General features: G+C 50.9%; 17 protein-coding genes. 6 read left to right on the top strand and 11 right to left on the bottom strand.

What is annotated here, in order from left to right:
- Window positions 1-319: 319 nt before the first annotated feature.
- Window positions 320-1,303, top strand: a complete 984-nt coding sequence (locus ETHHA_RS04225) for a LacI family DNA-binding transcriptional regulator (protein ID WP_013484767.1) — start codon at window positions 320-322, stop codon at window positions 1,301-1,303.
- A gap of 33 nt (window positions 1,304-1,336) precedes the next feature.
- On the opposite strand, the gene ETHHA_RS04230 is transcribed toward ETHHA_RS04225, so the two are convergent.
- Entirely contained in the window at window positions 1,337-2,035 is a 699-nt protein-coding gene (locus ETHHA_RS04230) for a tetratricopeptide repeat protein (protein ID WP_013484768.1), read from the bottom strand.
- 307 nt (window positions 2,036-2,342) lie between these two features.
- On the opposite strand from ETHHA_RS04230, the gene ETHHA_RS04235 reads away from it, so the two are divergent.
- Together ETHHA_RS04235 and ETHHA_RS04240 are read left to right on the top strand one after the other, a co-directional pair.
- Complete coding sequence (locus tag ETHHA_RS04235; RefSeq protein ID WP_013484769.1) at window positions 2,343-2,915, top strand: xanthine phosphoribosyltransferase; 573 nt, start codon at window positions 2,343-2,345, stop codon at window positions 2,913-2,915.
- Between the two features lie 57 nt (window positions 2,916-2,972).
- Complete coding sequence (locus ETHHA_RS04240; protein ID WP_013484770.1) at window positions 2,973-3,635, top strand: HAD family hydrolase; 663 nt, start codon at window positions 2,973-2,975, stop codon at window positions 3,633-3,635.
- 192 nt (window positions 3,636-3,827) lie between these two features.
- Here the strand turns inward: ETHHA_RS04240 and ETHHA_RS04245 are convergent, their stop codons facing one another.
- The gene (locus tag ETHHA_RS04245) at window positions 3,828-4,388 is read right to left on the bottom strand and encodes a helix-turn-helix domain-containing protein (RefSeq protein WP_013484771.1); all 561 of its coding nucleotides are present in this window, start codon (window positions 4,386-4,388) and stop codon (window positions 3,828-3,830) included.
- Between the two features lie 152 nt (window positions 4,389-4,540).
- Between ETHHA_RS04245 and ETHHA_RS04250 the strand changes: the two genes are divergently transcribed.
- Together ETHHA_RS04250 and ETHHA_RS15790 are read left to right on the top strand one after the other, a co-directional pair.
- A complete protein-coding gene (locus tag ETHHA_RS04250) occupies window positions 4,541-6,298 on the top strand; it encodes an adenine deaminase (RefSeq protein ID WP_041687151.1) in 1,758 nt (585 codons plus the stop codon).
- A 293-nt stretch (window positions 6,299-6,591) separates the two neighbouring features.
- Window positions 6,592-6,753, top strand: coding sequence for a hypothetical protein (locus ETHHA_RS15790; protein WP_013484773.1), 162 nt, complete (start codon window positions 6,592-6,594; stop codon window positions 6,751-6,753).
- 531 nt (window positions 6,754-7,284) lie between these two features.
- Here ETHHA_RS15790 and ETHHA_RS15435 read toward each other — a convergent pair.
- On the bottom strand, window positions 7,285-7,566 hold the full coding sequence (locus ETHHA_RS15435) for a hypothetical protein (RefSeq protein ID WP_137143841.1): 282 nt from the start codon (window positions 7,564-7,566) through the stop codon (window positions 7,285-7,287).
- Window positions 7,567-8,000: 434 nt separating this feature from the next.
- Here ETHHA_RS15435 and ETHHA_RS04260 point away from each other — a divergent pair, with 434 nt between their 5' ends.
- On the top strand, window positions 8,001-9,209 hold the full coding sequence (locus ETHHA_RS04260; protein WP_041686643.1) for an AGE family epimerase/isomerase: 1,209 nt from the start codon (window positions 8,001-8,003) through the stop codon (window positions 9,207-9,209).
- 278 nt (window positions 9,210-9,487) lie between these two features.
- Here the strand turns inward: ETHHA_RS04260 and ETHHA_RS14975 are convergent, their stop codons facing one another.
- The 8 genes from ETHHA_RS14975 to ETHHA_RS04305 form a co-directional block, all read right to left on the bottom strand.
- On the bottom strand, window positions 9,488-11,386 hold the full coding sequence (locus ETHHA_RS14975) for a type I phosphomannose isomerase catalytic subunit (RefSeq protein ID WP_013484775.1): 1,899 nt from the start codon (window positions 11,384-11,386) through the stop codon (window positions 9,488-9,490).
- A gap of 188 nt (window positions 11,387-11,574) precedes the next feature.
- Window positions 11,575-12,396, bottom strand: coding sequence for a Cof-type HAD-IIB family hydrolase (locus ETHHA_RS04275; RefSeq protein ID WP_013484776.1), 822 nt, complete (start codon window positions 12,394-12,396; stop codon window positions 11,575-11,577).
- Window positions 12,397-12,504: 108 nt separating this feature from the next.
- On the bottom strand, window positions 12,505-13,908 hold the full coding sequence (locus tag ETHHA_RS04280) for a glycoside hydrolase family 1 protein (RefSeq protein ID WP_013484777.1): 1,404 nt from the start codon (window positions 13,906-13,908) through the stop codon (window positions 12,505-12,507).
- A 72-nt stretch (window positions 13,909-13,980) separates the two neighbouring features.
- Window positions 13,981-14,736 carry a GntR family transcriptional regulator gene (locus ETHHA_RS04285; protein WP_013484778.1) on the bottom strand — a complete coding sequence of 252 codons (756 nt, stop codon included), beginning with the start codon at window positions 14,734-14,736 and terminating at the stop codon, window positions 13,981-13,983.
- 22 nt (window positions 14,737-14,758) lie between these two features.
- Window positions 14,759-16,135, bottom strand: coding sequence for a glycoside hydrolase family 1 protein (locus ETHHA_RS04290; RefSeq protein WP_013484779.1), 1,377 nt, complete (start codon window positions 16,133-16,135; stop codon window positions 14,759-14,761).
- Window positions 16,136-16,269: 134 nt separating this feature from the next.
- Window positions 16,270-16,605 carry a PTS sugar transporter subunit IIA gene (locus tag ETHHA_RS04295; RefSeq protein ID WP_013484780.1) on the bottom strand — a complete coding sequence of 112 codons (336 nt, stop codon included), beginning with the start codon at window positions 16,603-16,605 and terminating at the stop codon, window positions 16,270-16,272.
- Window positions 16,606-16,611: 6 nt separating this feature from the next.
- Window positions 16,612-16,917 (bottom strand): PTS sugar transporter subunit IIB, encoded by a 306-nt coding sequence (locus ETHHA_RS04300; RefSeq protein WP_013484781.1) that lies wholly within the window; start codon window positions 16,915-16,917, stop codon window positions 16,612-16,614.
- A gap of 16 nt (window positions 16,918-16,933) precedes the next feature.
- Entirely contained in the window at window positions 16,934-18,394 is a 1,461-nt protein-coding gene (locus ETHHA_RS04305) for a PTS sugar transporter subunit IIC (protein ID WP_242822094.1), read from the bottom strand.
- Window positions 18,395-18,904: the final 510 nt, after the last annotated feature.

Below are 18,904 nucleotides of genomic sequence, written 5' to 3' on the forward strand. Positions count from 1 at the left end.
GTGACGGTGATGTTGTTGGACATGGTATCGATTACATATCAAGTACGATTGAGTGCGTGGACAAATGCAGGAAAGCAAATATGGAATCGATACCATCATCGATGTATATAGTATACCTGATGCAGATATTATGGTAAATGCCCATAATACACAAATATAATTCTGGTTTTATATGCACATTGCATATGCTCGTTATGATTTTTGGAACGGGAATTTTGACATTTCCGCGTGCGTTTGCTATGCTATATACACTTGAGTACACCTGTTTTCACAGTGCCGAGGGGCCGGCCGCAAAACGGGTATGAAGGGAAAGACCGCCTTGAATATCCATGATATCGCCAAGCTTGCCGGAGTTTCCAGCACGACCGTGTCCCGTTTTTTGAACAACGGATATGTGAGCCAGAGCAAACGCGAACAGATTCAGAAAGTGATCGAAAAAACAGGGTATGCCCCTCTGCTTGGCGCCCAAACTATGCGGACCAAACGGAAAAAGCTGATCGGGGTAATCATTCCCAAAATCAGTTCGGAATCCGTCAGCCGGACGGTGGACGGCATCAGCGAAGCAATCGCTGAGCAGGAATATCAGATCTTGCTGGGCAACACGAGCAACGATCCGGAAAAGGAGCTGCAGTACCTTTCCATTTTCCAAACCAATACCGACGGTATTTTGTTCATGGCGACGATCCTGACCGAAAAGCACCGCCAGATGCTGCGCGGTATGAAAATCCCCGTGGTGCTGATCGGGCAGCGGCTGGAAGGCTTTGACTGCGCGTATTACGACGACTTCGGCGCGGCCGGAGAGCTGGCCTCTCTGCTGATCCGTTCGGGCTGCCGGCGGCCGGGGTTCATCGGCGTCACGCTTGAAGACCGCGCCGCGGGCCTTGCAAGGCAAAACGGCTTTCTGGAAGCCATGCGGGAAGCGTCGGTGGATGTCCCGAACGAGCGCATGTGCTACGGCCCGTTCACGATGGAGTCGGGCAGGCGGAGCATGGAAAAGCTGCTGGCCGTTTGCCCGGATCTGGACGGCGTGTTCTGCGCCACGGATTCCATTGCAGTAGGCGCCATGCAGACTCTCCGCGCGGCGGGGCGAAAGATCCCGCAGCACGTCGCGGTGGTCGGCGTGGGCGACAGCCAGATCTCCGGCATCATCGAACCGGCGTTGACGACCGTCCACTACCACTACAAGACCAGCGGGGCGAAAGCGGCCGGCATGCTGCTGGACAGGCTGGAACACAATCCCCATAGTCCGCAGCAGGTCTCTCTGGGATTTGAAGTGGTGATGCGCGGCAGCTGCCGCTGCTGACCGTCCGCGCGGCACGGCTGTGTCTGGGAACGTTCAGGAACCCACGAGCGCCTGGAAACGGGGGTCGTCCTTCAAACGTGAAAAATGCCGGTTCATATCGTCCTGAACTTGTGCCTTGACGCCGGACGGGTCGGTGTCGATCGCAAGCTTCAGGTATTGGAGCGCCTGGTCGGTTTGATCGGTATCGGCGTAGACCGTCGCGATCCCGTAGTAGGACCATGTATCGCCCGGCTTGAGCGCAAGCACTTTGTTGAAATTGGCGAGGGAGTCGTTCCAGTCCTTCAGTCCTTTTTGGATCAGCGCTTTGTTGAAATAGCCATAGCTGTAATCCGGATCAATCGTCGTGGATTTGTCGATCAGGTTCAGGCACGAAGCGGCCGCCGAGTTTCCATTTGCGAAATAGGTCGCGATGCCCTTGACGTTGTATGCCCAAAAACAATTTGGATTTGCAGCCAGTGCCTGGTTGCAGACGCTGATTGCGTCGTCGTACCGGTCGGCGGCATAGTACCCGTATGCCTTGACATAAAGCGGGTCGGATTCCGGAGCTGGAAAAGAGGACGCGGAAGAAGACGCGGCGGCGGATGAAGTGGAGGACGAGACGGCGCTTGCCGCGCTCCGGCTTGCCGTATTGGACGGCGCGGAGGTTTTTTGGGGTGTTTGTTTCTGGCAGGCGGCAAAAATGGCTGCCGTGGCCACAGCCAGAATGCAAAGGGCGGTGCTTTTTTTGAACATCTTGTTGTACCTCGTCGGATGGGGTTTTATAAAACCGTTCTCCCGGTGCATCTTTTAGGATGCTGCACGCGGGTGTTCTATATACGTCCGGGCCGGATCGTATCCGGCAGACGCGGCCGGTGGCCACGCCTGTTTTCGGGTCCATTCTATCATAGCAGCCGGGGGTTGACAAGGACGGGCGGGTTTCAACACCAAACCGGCATGCGGGAGCGGTGCGTGCTCGCCTTGCAAATGTCCTCGCAACGGTCTATAATTGTGTATCGCTTCGTATTGCAGAACAAGCAACATTTTTCGGTGGGGAAATAGAATGGAACGGTTAAAAGAACGCATTCTCCGGGACGGCAGAGTCAAAGAGGGCAATATCATCAAGGTGGACAGCTTTTTAAATCATCAGATTGATATTGCTTTGTTAAATGAAATCGGGCGGGAATTCAAGCGGCTGTTCGACGGGGAAAAGATCACTAAAATCCTTACGATCGAAGCAAGCGGCATCGCCATTGCCTGTATTACGGCGCAGTATTTCCATGTGCCGGTGGTCTTTGCAAAAAAAGCGGCAAGCCAAAACATCGACGGGGATGTTTACACCTCCGCAATCATGAGTTTTACCCACGGGAACGAATACACCGCGATACTCGAAAAACGCTTTCTGACGCCCGAGGATCGGGTGCTGATCCTGGATGATTTTCTCGCCACCGGCAAAGCCCAGCTTGGTATGCTGGATATTGCCGGGCAGGCGGGCGCTTCTGTTGCCGGCATCGGCATCGTAATCGAGAAAGGGTTCCAGGGAGGCGGCGATAAGCTGCGTGCGGCGGGGTACAATCTGCAAAGCCTCGCAATCATAGACGGCATGGAAAACTGCACGATTCGGTTCCGGGATTGAACGGATCGCGGATCGTGCGGTGTGAAGCGCCGGTTTTACCAAATGGGAAGGGATGGAATGAAACAGTTCGAGTATATCCTGTTCGATCTGGATGGAACGGTTACGGATCCGAAAACGGGGATAACCAAATCGATTGCGTATGCGCTTGAACATTTTGGCATAACCGTGGAAGATTTGGACGAGGTGACAAAATGCATAGGCCCGCCGCTCAAAGAATCTTTTATGCAATATTATGGATTCAACGAACTGGAAGCAGACCGGGCGATTGCAAAGTACAGGGAATATTTTGGAACGACCGGGCTTTATGAAAACGCTGTTTATGCCGGGATGGAGCATCTTCTGAAAACGCTTGCGGATAGGGACAAGACGCTGATGATTGCGACATCAAAGCCAACGGTCTATGCCGTGAAGATCCTTGAGCATTTCGGTTTGATGCGCTATTTTCAGTTCATTTCCGGCAGTGAACTCGACGGAACAAGGACAAAAAAGAGCGAGGTGATCGCGCATGCGCTGGAGCAGAATGCAGTCACCGATCTTTCGGGCGTTGTGATGGTCGGTGACCGCAAGCATGATATTCTCGGGGCAAAAGAGATCGGCATTGCGTCGGTCGGTGTTTTATATGGTTATGGCAGCTTGTCAGAGCTCCAAAACAGCGGCGCGGATTTTATCGCGGAAGGGGTTGGTGATCTGCACCGGTTCTTTATGGGCGGGCGGCTTTGAAGACGGAAGCGTCGAGTCCCGCCGGGCGGTTTTGGAGGACAGAGCGGACACAATCGCTGAAGATTTTAAACGAGCGCCCATCTGGATGGATGGGCGCATTTGTTTTGCCTTTTTGTGGAGAAAGCGGATTTTGTACATGCATGTGCTTGCCGGAAGCCGCATGATGAAATGACAACGTACCGCAGTTCGGAATCAAAATTTGTATGGAGAGGTTGAAACCAACAGGATTTCGACCTCTTCGTCCGTATTGTTTTCCCAACGATGCCCGATATAATTGGGATAATATAATGTATCGTATGCGCTCAGCTCATATTTTCGTTTTCCCTGCAGGTCATACGTTGCGGTTCCCTTTAAAACGAAAACAAACTCCTCACCGCCATGGTGCGCATAGTCGCCGGAATCGGTGTGTGGCGGAACACTTATCGTTGCGGCAAACATTTCGTTCTTTCCCTGTATAATCAAACGCTCCACCAGGGACTGTCCGTTGCTTGCATTGCGGATAAAGGTGATTTGGTTGCTTCTGCGCACAAGCCGTATCCGGTCTTCGTCTTCGTCCAGCAACAGAGAAAAGACCGGGATGTTCAATGCATCACATACCGCTTTCAGTGTCAGGAGATTGGGCGATGTTTTCCCGTTTTCTATCATGCTGATCGTGCTTGGCGATATCTCACAGGCGCTTGCAATTTCCCGGATTGATTTCCCCATTTTGATGCGTCTGTCCTTGATGGTCTGCCCAATCAGTGCCAAATCCATAATAATGCAGCCTTCTTTCTGTATATAACTGTAATTTCAGTATAACATAGTCAGGTAATGATTGACAAATCGAACAACGTACAATATAATGAAATCAAGGAATAAAAATGGAAAATATGTCGGATTTGGTGTTTGTCAGAAAGGTGGACGTTATGGACAAGAAGCTGCTGGATGTTGCGGTCGGTAGGCAAAAAGCGGATTTGGTCATTAAAAACGGACAATTGGTCAATGTGTTCACCAAGGAAATCTATCGGGGCGGAGTCGCCGTGGCCGGCGAAAAAATAGCGGCAGTGGGCGACATTGATTACACGATCGGCGAAAACACCCGGATCATTGATGCGCAGGGGAACTATATCACACCGGGCTTTATTGACGGGCATATTCATCCAGAGAGCAGCAATTTGTCCATTCGGTCCTTTGCGGAAGCGGTGCTTCGGCATGGGACGACGACCATTATGACCGATTTGCATGAATTGGGTGTGGTGGGCGGCTTAGAAGCCATCGAGGCGGTGCTCAAAGAAAATACGACTGATCTGAAAATTTATTTTGTTGTTCCCTCCCATGTGCCGTTTTCACCATTTTTGGAGACGAGCGGCGGGAAGTTTGATTTGCAGATCGTTCAGAAGGCATTGAGCAGGCCGGATGCGGTTGGATTATCCGAATGCGTGGGACAATACATAACGCGCGGGTTTCCTGGTTTGATGGAATCCATTGAATATGCCAAAGCCCATGGAAAATCGATCCATGGGCATCTCCCGGATATAAAAGGACCGGAGCTGAATATGTGTGTGGCGGCAGGTGTGCGCACGGATCACGAGTCGCTTAGCGGGGACGATGCGGTCGAACGTCTCCGGGCGGGCTGCCACCTGATGATTCGTGAAGGCTCCGCTGCCAAAAATCTGAAAGATTGCCTGCAGGGCATTTTGAAAAATAAGATGGATACGTCGCGTGTCAGCATAATCACCGATGATCTGCATACGATTGATCTGGTGGACAAAGGGCATCTGGATCAAGCGGTGAGAGAGGCTCTGGCGGACGGCGTTGATTTTGCGACCGCGATCCAGATGGTCACCCTGAACGCGGCAAGGGCGTATGAACTGGACGACCAGCTCGGCGGATTGGCGCCGGGACGATGGGCAGATATCAATATCACGTCTGGTCCGGAGGATTTTCAAGTGGAAACGGTTATCAGCAACGGGAAGCTGATCGCCCTGTATGATCAAATGCAAGTCCATTACCCAAAGGCTGTGCATGATTCGCGCCTGCTGCACACGGTGACCTTGAAAAACCCCATTACACCAGAAAGTTTTGCAATAAAAGCCCCTGACGGAGCAAACAAGGTAAACGTTCAGGTCATGGATACGCTCCCCTTTATACCGATTACAGTGGGCAGAGAAGCAGCCTTGGATGTAAAAGACGGCGTCGTCCAGTGCGACGTTGCACAGGATGTCCTGTATATCGCGCAAGTAGAGCGATATGGAAAAAACGGGAACATCGGCAAAGCGTTTATGGGCGGTTTTCATCTGACCCGCGGGGCAATCGCTTCTTCGGTCGGCCATGATAATCATAACATCATCGTCTTGGGCACGAATTTTGAGGATATGGCACTGGCGGTCAACCGGGTTGCCGAGTTGAACGGCGGGCAAGTGGTGGCGGATGGCGGACAAATCCGGGCGGAACTTGCATATGAAATATGCGGCCTGCTGAGTGATTTGCCTGCTGATGAGCTGGCAGATAAAAAGAGGGAATTGAATCGGGTGATCCATGACATGGGTTGCCCCATTTCGATTCCCTTTATGTTTTTGTCATTTATTTGTCTGGCCGCTATCCCGTCTTTTGCGGTGACGGATCATGGTTTTATTGATGTTTTGCAACAAAAGGTTATCGATCCGATCATCAGTTATTCATAAGTACCACGGGACGAAGGATTGTAACGGCACCGCAATCCCCACAGAATGCATGTATGAGTTGTGCATCTTCCAGATAAGCGACGGTGGCTTTATCGTATGCCGGGCATATGAACGCGGTTTTTCGTTGCTTTTCTGTTTCATAGCGGCCTTTGTGCGGCTATTTTAAACAAGTTGATTTTCGCTGTGATGGATTTTTCGAGTTTTGACATTGGAATTCTCCGGTCATTGATGATGGGTTTGTTATAACTTGTAATGGATGTTCTTCGCATTTGTGTAAGATGGGAGACGTTGGAATGGCCGATTATCGAAAAATGTATTTGACGCTTTTTAATAAAATTACGGATGTGATTGAAGAACTTGAGGAAGTGCAGCAGATGGCGGAAGAAATGTATATAAATGAGGAAACCGTCCATCTTTCTCCATTGCCAAATCAGAACAATCGAATGAGCAGGTAAAACCGCCTGTGGATGCCGGTTGACAGCCTGGAAGCTTTGCAATCTGCGAATGACGATGGTGTTTGATGCAAGCAATTCGTTGGAAAGCGTTGGGGCAGTTGTTTTCCAGGATGATGGGCTTATGCTTTGCAATGGTGCCCGTCGGGTGTTCCGGTCTAATTGTTTTCTGGTCAAAAACCCATACGATTCAAAAAGCTGCGATGAGGGACGTTAAAAAGGACGTTCCTTTTTTGCGCTCATAATCAACGAACCGCTCTTCTCAATATAGTCGCGGGGGGCAGTTGAATCAACAATCCCCGTTTTCCCATAAATCAAAACCATATAAGGGCCTGTTTCCTGTGGCGGCGCCTTTAAGGGTGTACCGGATGGATCTGTTGCCACGAGCCTCTATTCGGGGGCATTTTTATGTCTCCTGCCTCTTTCGGTCCGCAAACGAAAAAAAATACATCGCTTAAAAATCCAATATTTTGTTTACTCTAAGCATATTGTTAGATTATTTTTCCAATACGTAAACAAATATCTTGCCCCAGTCTATACCAGGCTACGTGATGGATAGGCGATTGTTTCGGTCACCAATCCAGATGTCAAGCCGATTGGTATTGCAATCGCCCCCGTTTTTGTTGCCTTATCCGGTTGTGTGTCCATTGAGGACTTGATTTTAATAAGCGCACTGAGACCGGAAAGCACAAGTACGCAGAAGATCGTTGCCAATTCATTCATGTGATTCGGTATCCGATTTCCGAGAGTTGCACCAATTACATCTAAAATGGCAAGCGATACAAAATAGCCATTCGCACCTGCTGTTTTTTCCAATTATTGAATTGCGGCGCCACTTAGCGTGATGGTGGAAAGTACAAGCGCTGTCGTTGCGGACGTTTTGCCAACAAGATGGAGCAGACTGTCCAGCAGACATACATGCAAAGGGATGCCCAAAGCCTCTTTGATTATCCGGACGGCGGGTAACGCTTTCTTGCCCGGCAGGGGAATCAATACGGCTATCCAAACAGATGGAAATTTGTCGGAAATGATGAAAGCCATCCGCTGGTTGATTTAAGAACGGTGCAGTGCAAGTCCGTCAAGATGCGTGTCCACTTCGGTTCGGCATATACTGAAAAAGAAATGATACGGGAGGTAGCATCATGGATATGCAATACCCACAGTCAAGGTACCGGGAAATGTGTGAGCAGACACAAGGTGGATTCTCCGCGTGGGCAACGCTCCCATGCAGCCATAAGAGAGGCAATGGCATGGAAACCATATTGGCCCCGGACTGTTTTCAAAACCCGGCGTGGTTGAAAAGCCAAGTTTTCAGTATTCTGAATTTTTATTATCCCCGCTGCATGGACGATGCAAATGAAGGCTATTATAACTGTTTTCTGGATGACGGAACCATCTGCGATCCGTATAATAAGCATCTCGTCAGCACCACTCGGTTTATCTATGACTTCAGCATCGGATTGATATTGGGCCGGCAACCTGCCTGGTATAAGCGCGGGTTGGAAAGGGGCATCCACTACCTGCAGCGGTATCATCTCGATCCGGTGAACGGCGGGTATTACTGGATGCTCCGGAACCGGCAGGTGACGGATGCAACCAAATTCGCATATGGCCACGCTTTTGTGCTGCTCGCGGCGGCGCGGGCGGCAAGTGCGGGCTTTCTGCAGGCGGAGCGGATCGTTTCCTATACCTACGACGTGCTGGAGGAGCATTTCTGGGAGCCGCGCTATGGCCTGTACCGGGATCAGATGAGCGCGGACTGGTCGAAAGTATCCCCCTACCGCGGGCAGAACGCAAACATGCATCTGTGCGAAGCCATGATTGCCGCCTATGAAGCGACTGGTGAATCGAAATATCTTGCTCGCGCCCACACCCTTGCGCAGAATGTGACGGTTGGGCTTGCGTCGCAGTCGGACGGTTGGATCTGGGAAAATTTCTACCCGGACTGGAGCATTGACTGGACTTATATTGAGCGGGATCCATTCCTTGTGCAGTTCCGCCCAACAGGGTTCGTGCCGGGTCATCAGATTGAATGGAGCAAGCTTCTGCTGATCCTAGATCGCTATGCGCACGAAAGCTGGATGCGGGAGCGTTCCGATTTTCTTTACCGTGCCGGGTTCAGTCGTGGAGCGGATGAGGAGTACGGCGGCATCTTTTACCTGCTTTCCCCTCAGTGGGATGTGATCGATCCCCGCAAAATGCACTGGGTGCAGGCCGAGGCGATTGGGGCGTCCGCACTGCGGGCCGTCCGTCCGGGCAGCGAGTGCTCTTGGGAAACCTACACGGTGATGTTTTCTTATTGCTGGTCTCATCTGATCGACACGGTATACGGCGGGTGGTACAATATTTTGAGCCGCGAAGGAGTCCGGTTAAGCGATGTGAAAAGCCCATTGACCAAGACCGACTACCACCCCATTTCCAATTGCTACGAAACGTTGCGTGCTCTGGGGGTCGCGTAGTCTTACCGATCCGCGGGCACGGCTTTTGAATGCCAAAGGTACATACGTAAGAAAAAGCGCAGATGCTAAGCACCGGATCGGTGCTCTGGCATCTGCGCTTTTTATAGTATCAGCATCTGCCTGGAACCATCCCGGCAGGAATATGGTCTCCGTGTCGTTTCCTTTGCTGTGCGGCGGGGGGAGCTTCGGTTTTTTTCAAAAGCCGTACGCCGACGCCAATGCGCATGGGACGTGTGCAAGCGGCAATAAGCCGGATGCGGGCGCAGGAATCGCCTGCATTATCTGGTGGTAACAAGCAGTTCCGCATGTCCGGCAATCTTGTATCCGCCCATGTTTGCGGGGAGAAACAGGCTGTCGCCCTTTTCAAACGCGGTGGCTTTGCCGTCATACAGCAACGCACCCTGCCCATTCAGGCAAAGCAGAGAGACAAAACTGTCCGCTGTGACGGTGCCCTCGATGCAGCCCGATACGCGTAAGCGTTTTACCGAAAAATACGGACATGCGGCAAGGGTGGTTTCCTCGCCGTCCGGCAGGGCGACGGGCGGCTCTGTAGGGCCCACGGGATGAGTGGGCGGCGCCAGATGCGCCACATCCAGCGCTTTCTGCACATGAAGGGTACGCGGTTTCCCGTCCGCCCCCAGTCGATTATAGTCAAACATACGGTAGGTCGTGTTGGAGCTCTGCTGGATTTCGGCGGTCAGGATGCCCGCGCCGATGGCGTGCACCGTCCCGCTCTCAATGAAGAAGACGTCGCCCTTGTGTACGGGAGCCGCATTGAGCAGTTCGGTCAGCGTACCGTCGGCGATGCGTCGTTCCACTTCATCCCGGGTAACTTCATGCTTGAAGCCGTAATACAAGAACGCATCCGGTGCGGCGTCCACAATGTACCACATTTCCGTTTTGCCGGGCTCGCCCTCTACCCGTTGTGCATATTCGTCGTTGGGATGCACCTGGATGGAGAGCGCACGTGCTGCGTCGATCAGCTTGATGAGTATGGGGAACGTTCCGCCCGCAGCCTTGCTGCCTGCCGCCGTGGGTTCCGCCTTGAGATATTCGGGCAGTGTTTTACCGGCAAAGGCGCCGTTTTGGATTATAGAGGGGCCGTCCGGATGGGCGCTCAGTTCCCAGCTTTCCGCGAGCGGCGAAAGGCTGGTTTTTTTGTGAAAATCCGTTTTCAGCCGGTTGCCGCCCCAGAGGTAATCCTTGAAAGCAGGGGAGAGCTTCAGCGGTTCCCGGGAACTGCCGTGCAGACGCAGGGCCGCTGCGCCCACAATACCTGCCCGGTTGCCCAGCGCGGCTATTTTTACCGGCGTGACGAAGCTATGGTCACCGCCGAAACAATGCTGACGCACATAATCGCTCAAACGGTCGGCTAACGGCGCGCCTTCTCCGGAGACACCGCCGCCGATGAGAAGCGTTTCCGGCCGGAAGATGTTGACCATATTCACGATGGTCTCGCCCAGATACCGCTCATAGTTTGCCACCACCTCGACGGCGACGGGGTCGCCCGCACGCATGGCGTCATAGACTGTCAGGGCAGAGATCTCTCCCTTTGCCAGCAGGCTTTCCGGGTGGGTCGCCGCTGCTTCCGTTGCCTGGCGGATAAGTGCGGTGGCCGAAGCGTAAGCTTCGGCGCAACCCTCGCGCCCGCAGGTGCAATGCGCGCCACCCATTTCCAATGTGGTATGTCCCAGTTCGGCGCCGGCACTTTGAGTGCCCTCGTAGATATTGCCGTCGATGATGATACCGCCGCCCACGCCGGTTCCCAACGTAATCAGGATAACGTTCCGGCATCCTTTTGCTGCACCGGCCACCACTTCGCCCAATGCGGCGCAGTTGGCGTCATTGCTGATGCTGCACGGCAGTCCGGTGAGCCGGGTCATCTCCGGGGCAAGCGGTATATGCTCCCAGCGAATGTTGTTGGAGTATACAACCTCGCCGGTGTCGCTGTCGCAGGTGCCCGGGCTGCCGATACCCACACCCACACAGTCTGTCGCCGCAAGGCCTGCCTGCTGGATCACCGCGTTGACCAGGTCGGCCATATCGGCCACAATCTCCTGCCATGGCCGCTCGGCGCCGGTGGGAACGCTCTTTTTCTCAAGGATTTCATAGTTTTCGTTGACGATACCTGCGGCGATGTTCGTTCCGCCCAGGTCGATGCCAACCGCGTAAAGCATAGCTTATTCCCTCTTTTCCAATAATCGACTGTATACTTCCAATTTGTTTTGTTTGGCCGCCGCTGCGGCCGCAACAATGCTATTGAGTATTACAGAAAGAAACATCGACGATAAATTGACCGTATCCATACGCGCTGTCTGGATAGAGTTCCACACTTGCCGGAGCCAAGGCCAACCGTGGGCATAACTCAGGAGAGAGCGAACCGCTCGATGGCGTATGCAACCCCGTCCTGATTGTTGCGGAATGTGACAAAATCGGCCGCATCTTTGACCATGGGATCGCCATTCTCAACGGAAACGCCGAGACCGGCCCAATCCAGCATTTCCAGATCGTTGCAGTTGTCGCCCATTGCCATCACCTCTTCCCGTTTGATGGCGAGATGAGTGCAGAGCTGTTCCAGAGCGGCTCCCTTGCTGGTTCCGCTGTTGGTGATCTCAAGGGTGTTCATGCCGGACGTCGTAACCGAAAGTGCATAAGGTTCCAGTTTTTTTTCGAGTTGCCGCTTCAAACTGCTGTTTTCCATCAGCAGTTCAATTTTTTCAATGCTTGCGCCGGTGCCGCACACAAAACGGATCAGGTCATCCACTTTTTCGCGACGCAGAAACAGCGAAAGCAGAGGAAAATACAGTTTGTCTCGAAGAACCGGGGGAGCAGTGCCGCGCTGTGTATAGGCTTTTCCATCACGGTAAACTTCGGTGAATGTGTTGAATTGGCGCGTAACCGCAAGAATTTCCGTTGCCGTTTCCAAAGGAATCAGGTTGGTGTGGATGGGTTTCCCTCCATACAGGTCGGTAACACAGGCGCCGTTTGAGGTGATGGCATAGCGTACTCCCGAGATCGTCCGGATGGAGCGGGGAATACCCTGTAAATAGCGACCGGTAGCCGGCACAACCCAAATCCCTTGTGCAATCGCCCTCTGAATGGCCCGGCGATTTTTGCGTGAAATGGTGAAGTGGTCGTCTTTCAAAGTTGTTCCGTCCATGTCCAGGGCGATTAGCTTGATTGGCATCGTATCTCCCGAATCCTTCCTGCCGGCGTTTGCCCGTTTGGGTGGATCATTTGCCGAGTGGGTTTATTTAAGAAGGTTTACGCAAAAGACGAGTGTGGAAAGGCACGTTTAGTCATGGTCGGAAAAACCGTTGGCATCCGCAAGCTGCTTGAACCAACGACCGCTTTTTTTGATCGTCCGTTTTCCGTCCTGATCCAGATCGACCGATATGAATCCATAGCGGTTTTTGTAAGCGTTCGTCCAGGACCAGTTATCCATGCAGGTCCACATATGATACCCCTGAACGGCGCTGCCTTCTTGAATCGCCTGATGCACATAGCGCAAATGATCTTTTACGAACGCAATGCGATAATCGTCCTCGATTACGCCGTCGGCATTTTTGAATCGCTCTTCGCCTTCGACGCCCATCCCGTTTTCGGAAATGAAGCAACGGATGTTGTCATAGTTATCGCGAAGATTGATCAAGATATCGTAAATCCCTTTTTCATAGATTTCCCAGCCGCGATAAGGGTTCATCTTGCGCCCGGGAAGAATATAATAATCGAAATAGTCGTCCGGCATAGGATGGACAGAACCCTCTTCGGATTCTTTTGCTTTCACACGCCGCGGTTGATAATAGTTGACTCCTAGCAAATCGACCGTGTTTTCAGCGATAATGGCTACGTTCTCTTCGGTAGCGGATTCGGGAACCAAATCAAGCTCCTTGAGGATTTCCACGAGTTCTATAGGAAACGTTCCCTTGACTGCCGGGTCAAGAAAAGAACGGTTAAAAAAGGCGTCGGCCAGGACGGAGGCCTTTTTGTCGTCCGGGTTGCTGGCATCACGCGGATAGCTTGGCGTCAGATTCAGAATAATTCCGATCTCCCCGTCATAGTTCCCGGCGTGATATTTCTGGATGGCCCGCGCGCTGGCCAGAATCTCATGGTAGCCCACAGTTACCGCATGAGCCATGTTTACTTCATTGGGATAATGGAATTGGTACAGGTAACCGCCCTCAACGCAGACGATCGGCTCATTGAATGTAAACCATTTTTTGACGCGGTCGCCAAACAATTCAAAGCATGTCGCCGCATACGCAACATAGGCGTCGACTGTCGCGGGATCAAGCCATCCGCCTTTCTCCTGAAGGGGATAGGGCATATCAAAATGGTAAAGATTGATAAACGGCTCAATGCCGTTTGCAATCAACGTGTCGATTACCTCGTTATAGAAGCGCACGGCATCCGGGTTGACGGCTCCGGTGCCGTTTGGGATCAAGCGGCTCCATTGAATACTCGTTCGGAATGTGTTATGGCCGATTTCCTTCATCAGCCGGACATCGTCCTTGAACATTTTATAAAACTGCGACGTCTTATCGGGACCGACACGATTGAAGAAATGTTCCGGCTCTTTTTGATACCAGTAATCCCAGATGTTCTCGCCTTTTCCGTCTCCATCGAATCGCCCTTCGGTCTGCGGTCCGCTTGCTGCTGATCCCCACCAAAAATGATCTGGAAATGTGTATGTCTGCATGGTATGATTTCCTCCTGACGTGAAATAGATTTCAAATGAAGAAAAAACGTCGGTGTTGTTGATTTTTCGTTATCAAAAATCCTTCTTTTTCCAAGTAAAGGTTTTATCCATTTGTGTGACCTGGTTGTTGACCGAAACCCCGCCCTTATCATAGCGATGACGGGATCGGGAATATTCAAAGGGCATGCCGTTGTCTAAATAGACAACCTGTTCAATTTCCAATACCGGGTCATTGTCGGAACATTCCAGGTATTTTCTGTCATATGCATCGGGGATATTGGCCCGGATAACTCGATAGCTGCTCCCGATTCTCAAACCAAGATCATTCTGAATATACGAATAAATCGAATGTGTTAAGACCTCGGCGTTCAACCCGGGGATGATACCGATCGGCATATGAGTATATTCGAGCGTGTAGGGTTCTCCATCCAAGCAGCGAAGACGTATGATTCGGTAGACGGGATCCGTTTCGTTCAACAGCAGCCTTTTTTGCTGTAAATTATCCGGGAAAACATGCTCAAATGCAATGACTTTACTCGACAGATTTCTTCCTTTTCCCTGCATGGTTGCAGAAAGGCCCAGATAAGACTTACCGCTGAAATCGAGTTCATTTGCAATCGGGTTTGACATCACATATGTACCGGAACCACGAATGCTTACCAGAAGGCCCAAATAGATGAGTGAATCAATCGCCTTTTTTACCGTCATCCGACTTGTGCCGAATTCATCAGCCAATTGCTGCTGGGTTGGAATTTTCATAAAGGGAGGGTATATATGGTTCTTAATTCTTTCCTCTATCACTTTTGCAATTTTTGAATATTGAATCATATATGCTCCCTCCAATTTGACTTTAGCCTAAATTTTGTCCGTTGGTTTGCGCAACCTGCGCAAACCAATAATAGCTCTTTTTGGGGATTCGCTTTAGATCTTTTATGTCTGTTTCATCACGATTCACATAAACGAATCCATACCGCTTTTTCATTTGACCGGCAGAGCTTAAAATGTCAATGGCCGCCCAGGTCAGATACCCCATGCAATCCACACCGTCTTCCGTAACGGCCTTTTGCAATTGTTCAAGATGCTGGCGGTGATATGCGATACGATAATCATCCAGGATCATCTCATCGTCTATTGCTGTTTCGTCAACGCCGATCCCGTTTTCAATGGGGAAAACCGGAAGTCCATAGCGAATGGACATTCTGTCGAGAATCAAGCGGAAACCGACCGGATCGATCTGCCAATTCCATTCTGTCGTACCGGTAAATGGATTATCGACAAGACCAAACTCTTTATAGCGGTAAACCGGCATATTGACGGGTATTTTATTTGCACTGATCGTGGTGCTGCTATAGTAACTGAAAGCGAGAAAGTCCACTTTCCCCATTAGCAAGTCGTCCACATCCGTCGCTTCGAACTTTGGAAGGCAACCATGCTTTTTCAGATATTCTAACATATATTCCGGATATTTTCCATGACTGTATACATTCAGATAAAACTGGTTCAGGCGCTCATCGATCTCCTGGGCGATCAGTTGATCGTTTGGCGAAGCGGATGCCGGATAGACCAGTTGATAAGCGATCATGCCGCCGATCACCGCATTTTTTGCATGTTCATGCAAATAGCGGACAACCCTCGCGTGGGCAACCAGTGCGTTATGGTTTGTCTGGTACAAATTCCGCTCATTGACAGGCAAATAGCTGCCGCCTATGGACGGGTCCGTTCCGAACAAGTTCTGTTCGTTGAATGTCAGCCAATATTTCACTTTGTCCTTATAGCGGTCGATGATCGTTTGGCCATATTTGACAAAGGCGTTTACAACATATCGGGAGGAAAAGCCGTTGTATTCCCTTGCCAGGTGGGCAGGCATGTCAAAATGATAGAGGCAAATCATCGGTTCAATATGGTGCTCAAGAAGCCGGTCAATCAGGCTGTCATAAAAGGCCAGACCCTCCGGGTTGACTTCTCCGTCTCCTTCCGGAAAAACACGGGACCAGGAAATGGAAAAACGGTAGCAATTCATGTGCATGCCGGCCATAAGGGCAATGTCTTCATCATAACGGTGATAGTCGTCGATTGCCACGACCCAATCGGAAGATTTCCCGCGAACGCATAATTCCGGATCATCGTATATGGAAGGACCTTTTCCCCCTTCATGAACAGCGCCTTCCGTTTGCATAGAAGAGACGGAATTTCCCCACAAAAAATCCGGCTTAAAAGCATTTCCCATTGCGATTTGCCTTCCTTTCTTCCATTTGAGTAGAACGGTATGTCGTTTCAGTACGCAAACATAGCAAAAGCATGCAAGAAGAACCACGTTTCAAAGAACGAAACCAGTACAACCCGCATGCTTTATTTGCTATATTATTTGTTTTGAGTTGCAGATTGCCTGAGCGTATTCAGTTCGCTGTATACTGCCATGAACTCTTTCACCATTGTTTTAATTGTTTCTGCACTCATAAATTGATCTTCCGCGTGCACAAGGATCAGAGAAACATCCTGCGCATTACCGGATGCCTCCTCTTGAACCAGGCCGCTGTGAATCTTGTGTCCGTCGACCAGACACTGATCCCCCTCTTTCATCAATTTTTCGGCTTGCTCAACATTGTTCTTTTTATATTCATCGAGTGCCTTCATGTACATGCTCTTGGCTGTGCCGGTTGCACTGATGATTGTAAAAATTTGTTCTTCAGTTGCCATGTTTTTTTATTCCCCCAACAGTTTCAGTGCCTGATCCAGGACCGCTTTGCCATCCATACGCCCGTAATGCAGCATATTGATCACACCTACGGGTATTTGACCTTTGGTGATATTTTTCACTTCTTTTTCCAGGAAGGAAACCTGCGGCCCAAGCAGGATAACGTCGGCTTTGTGCCATTCTTCGTTGAGGCTGACTTCGGGCACGGCCCAGACCTCGGCCTCAATACTCCGGGCATTTGCCTCTTGCTGAATTTTTTTCACCATAATGCTTGTGGACATACCGGCGTTGCAAGTCAATAAAATTTTTATCATGTTTATCGCCCTTTCTTTACGCGTTTTCGGCAGAATGCGCTTCAGCAGTTTTTTCCTTTTCTATCATTTCCATTTCATTTCGCTGAATACGCTCGCTGATTTTCAGGAATGGCAGATAGAGCATTACCTGCAGTGCAATGACAATGACTTGAAGAACAACGGCACGCCAATCGCCTGCGGTGGCCAGGAACGGAGCAATCAGCGGAGGCGTCGTCCATGGCAGGAAAATAACGCAGGGACTGATCAGATGCAACGCTGTTGCAAAATAGGCAATGGTTGTACCCATGACCGGAGCCAGAATGAACGGGATAATCATCGGGATATTAAAGACGATCGGCAAGCCGAAGATAACAGGTTCGTTGATATTGAACAAACCAGGTGCGATGGCCAGTTTGCCAACATCCTTATTGACCTGAGACCGTCCGAATACAAAGACGGCGATGAGCAGGGAAAGCGTGCATCCGGAACCGCCGATCAAACCAAACGTATTATGGAACGACGTGTTAATGATTGTGGGAATGGTGTGGTGCGCCGCATAGGCGGCGGTATTCAGATTCATATTGATGAGCAGAAGAGGATCGAGCAGACTGCCGGACAGAACCGCCTGATGAATCCCGAAGGTGAACAGCAGGTTCGCGCAGGACAAAATCAGCAGATAGCCGGGCAGACTCGTGTTTACGCGCCGCAGGGGTTCCTGGATGATCATGGCGACCAAAGAAACGAAGTCCGTATGAAGAAATGCCTGAATAAGGAATGAGCCGAAAGCAAAAATGGAGATCAACAGCATCGTCGGGATCATCATGTTGAATGATTTTGAAACAGCCGGCGGAATGTTGTCTCCCAAATTGATCCGCAGTTTCTTGGAGCGGGAGAGGGCCATAAACAATTCCGTGCCGACAAGGCCGACGATAATGCCGGTGAACATAGCCTGCGTACCGATTTGCGCATACGCAATCGCACCAGACACCGCAATGGCTTTCGTGGCGCCCAACGGCGTTACATGTGCCGTCAGCGGGAGCATCGCCATCGTGCAGGCGAAGACGCCGATTACTGCCGCGATTGGGTTGTCAAAACGCTTATTCATTGACAAGTGATATGCGATGGCCACTGCGATCAGAGGCGATGAGAGACTCAACGTTGCATTGGTGACGGTGTTGCCCCATCCCTGCCAGGTCGTTAAAACTTCCGGGCTGATGATATGCGACAGGAATCCGGTTGGTAAAAGTACAACGTTGTTGATTAAAACGGCGATACCGGCGAGAATGAAAATTGGAATTGCCGTTGCGAACGCATCGCGCAACGAACGTAGATGAACCTGTGCCCCCAACTTTTGAGCAAAGATCGTGAATTTGTCAATGAATGACATTTTTTCTGCTTTTGCACCAGCATTACCCATACTGATATCTTCCCCTTCCATAAACTCCGTAAAATGGTTCTTGAGCAATTTGTCTGAATAAGGCCCTTTATCCAGTGACATTATTGTACACCTTTTCGAATGTAATGTAAATACTTTTTAGAAAAAATGTATATACTTTTTTCACATAAAGATGACGGTCTGTGCACATCGCGCTATTTGGCTGTACCGCTTTCAAACTCACCGGTATTGGCCGCTGGAGTGCGCCGGGCGTTTGTCCATATCCGGCGCGCGCTCATTGCGCTTCCACCTTACAAGTATGTGGTTCTGCGTTTAGAATATACCCTAAGCGCGCTCGCAGGCCAAGAAAGGCGGCCATGCCGTCCTCTTGTTCGACGATGCAGGCGCGGGATGCTTGCGTCGCGCCCGGAGATCCGCCATAAGTCGGTTGTGGTGCCCGCTCGATCCGGTTTTCCGATCTGCGCGGGATATGGCACAGGTGCCGTCGCCTCGCCTTCCGCCCGCTTGAGCGCATGCCGGTTGCACGTTGCGGACGGATAGGCGGCCGGCTGCTGTTCAAAACGAGAAATACGCGTCTATATTTCAGATGCAGTCAGCCAAAAATATGTTTAC

The sequence above is a fragment of the Ethanoligenens harbinense YUAN-3 genome (genome assembly GCF_000178115.2).
Lineage (GTDB): Bacteria > Bacillota > Clostridia > Oscillospirales > Ethanoligenentaceae > Ethanoligenens > Ethanoligenens harbinense.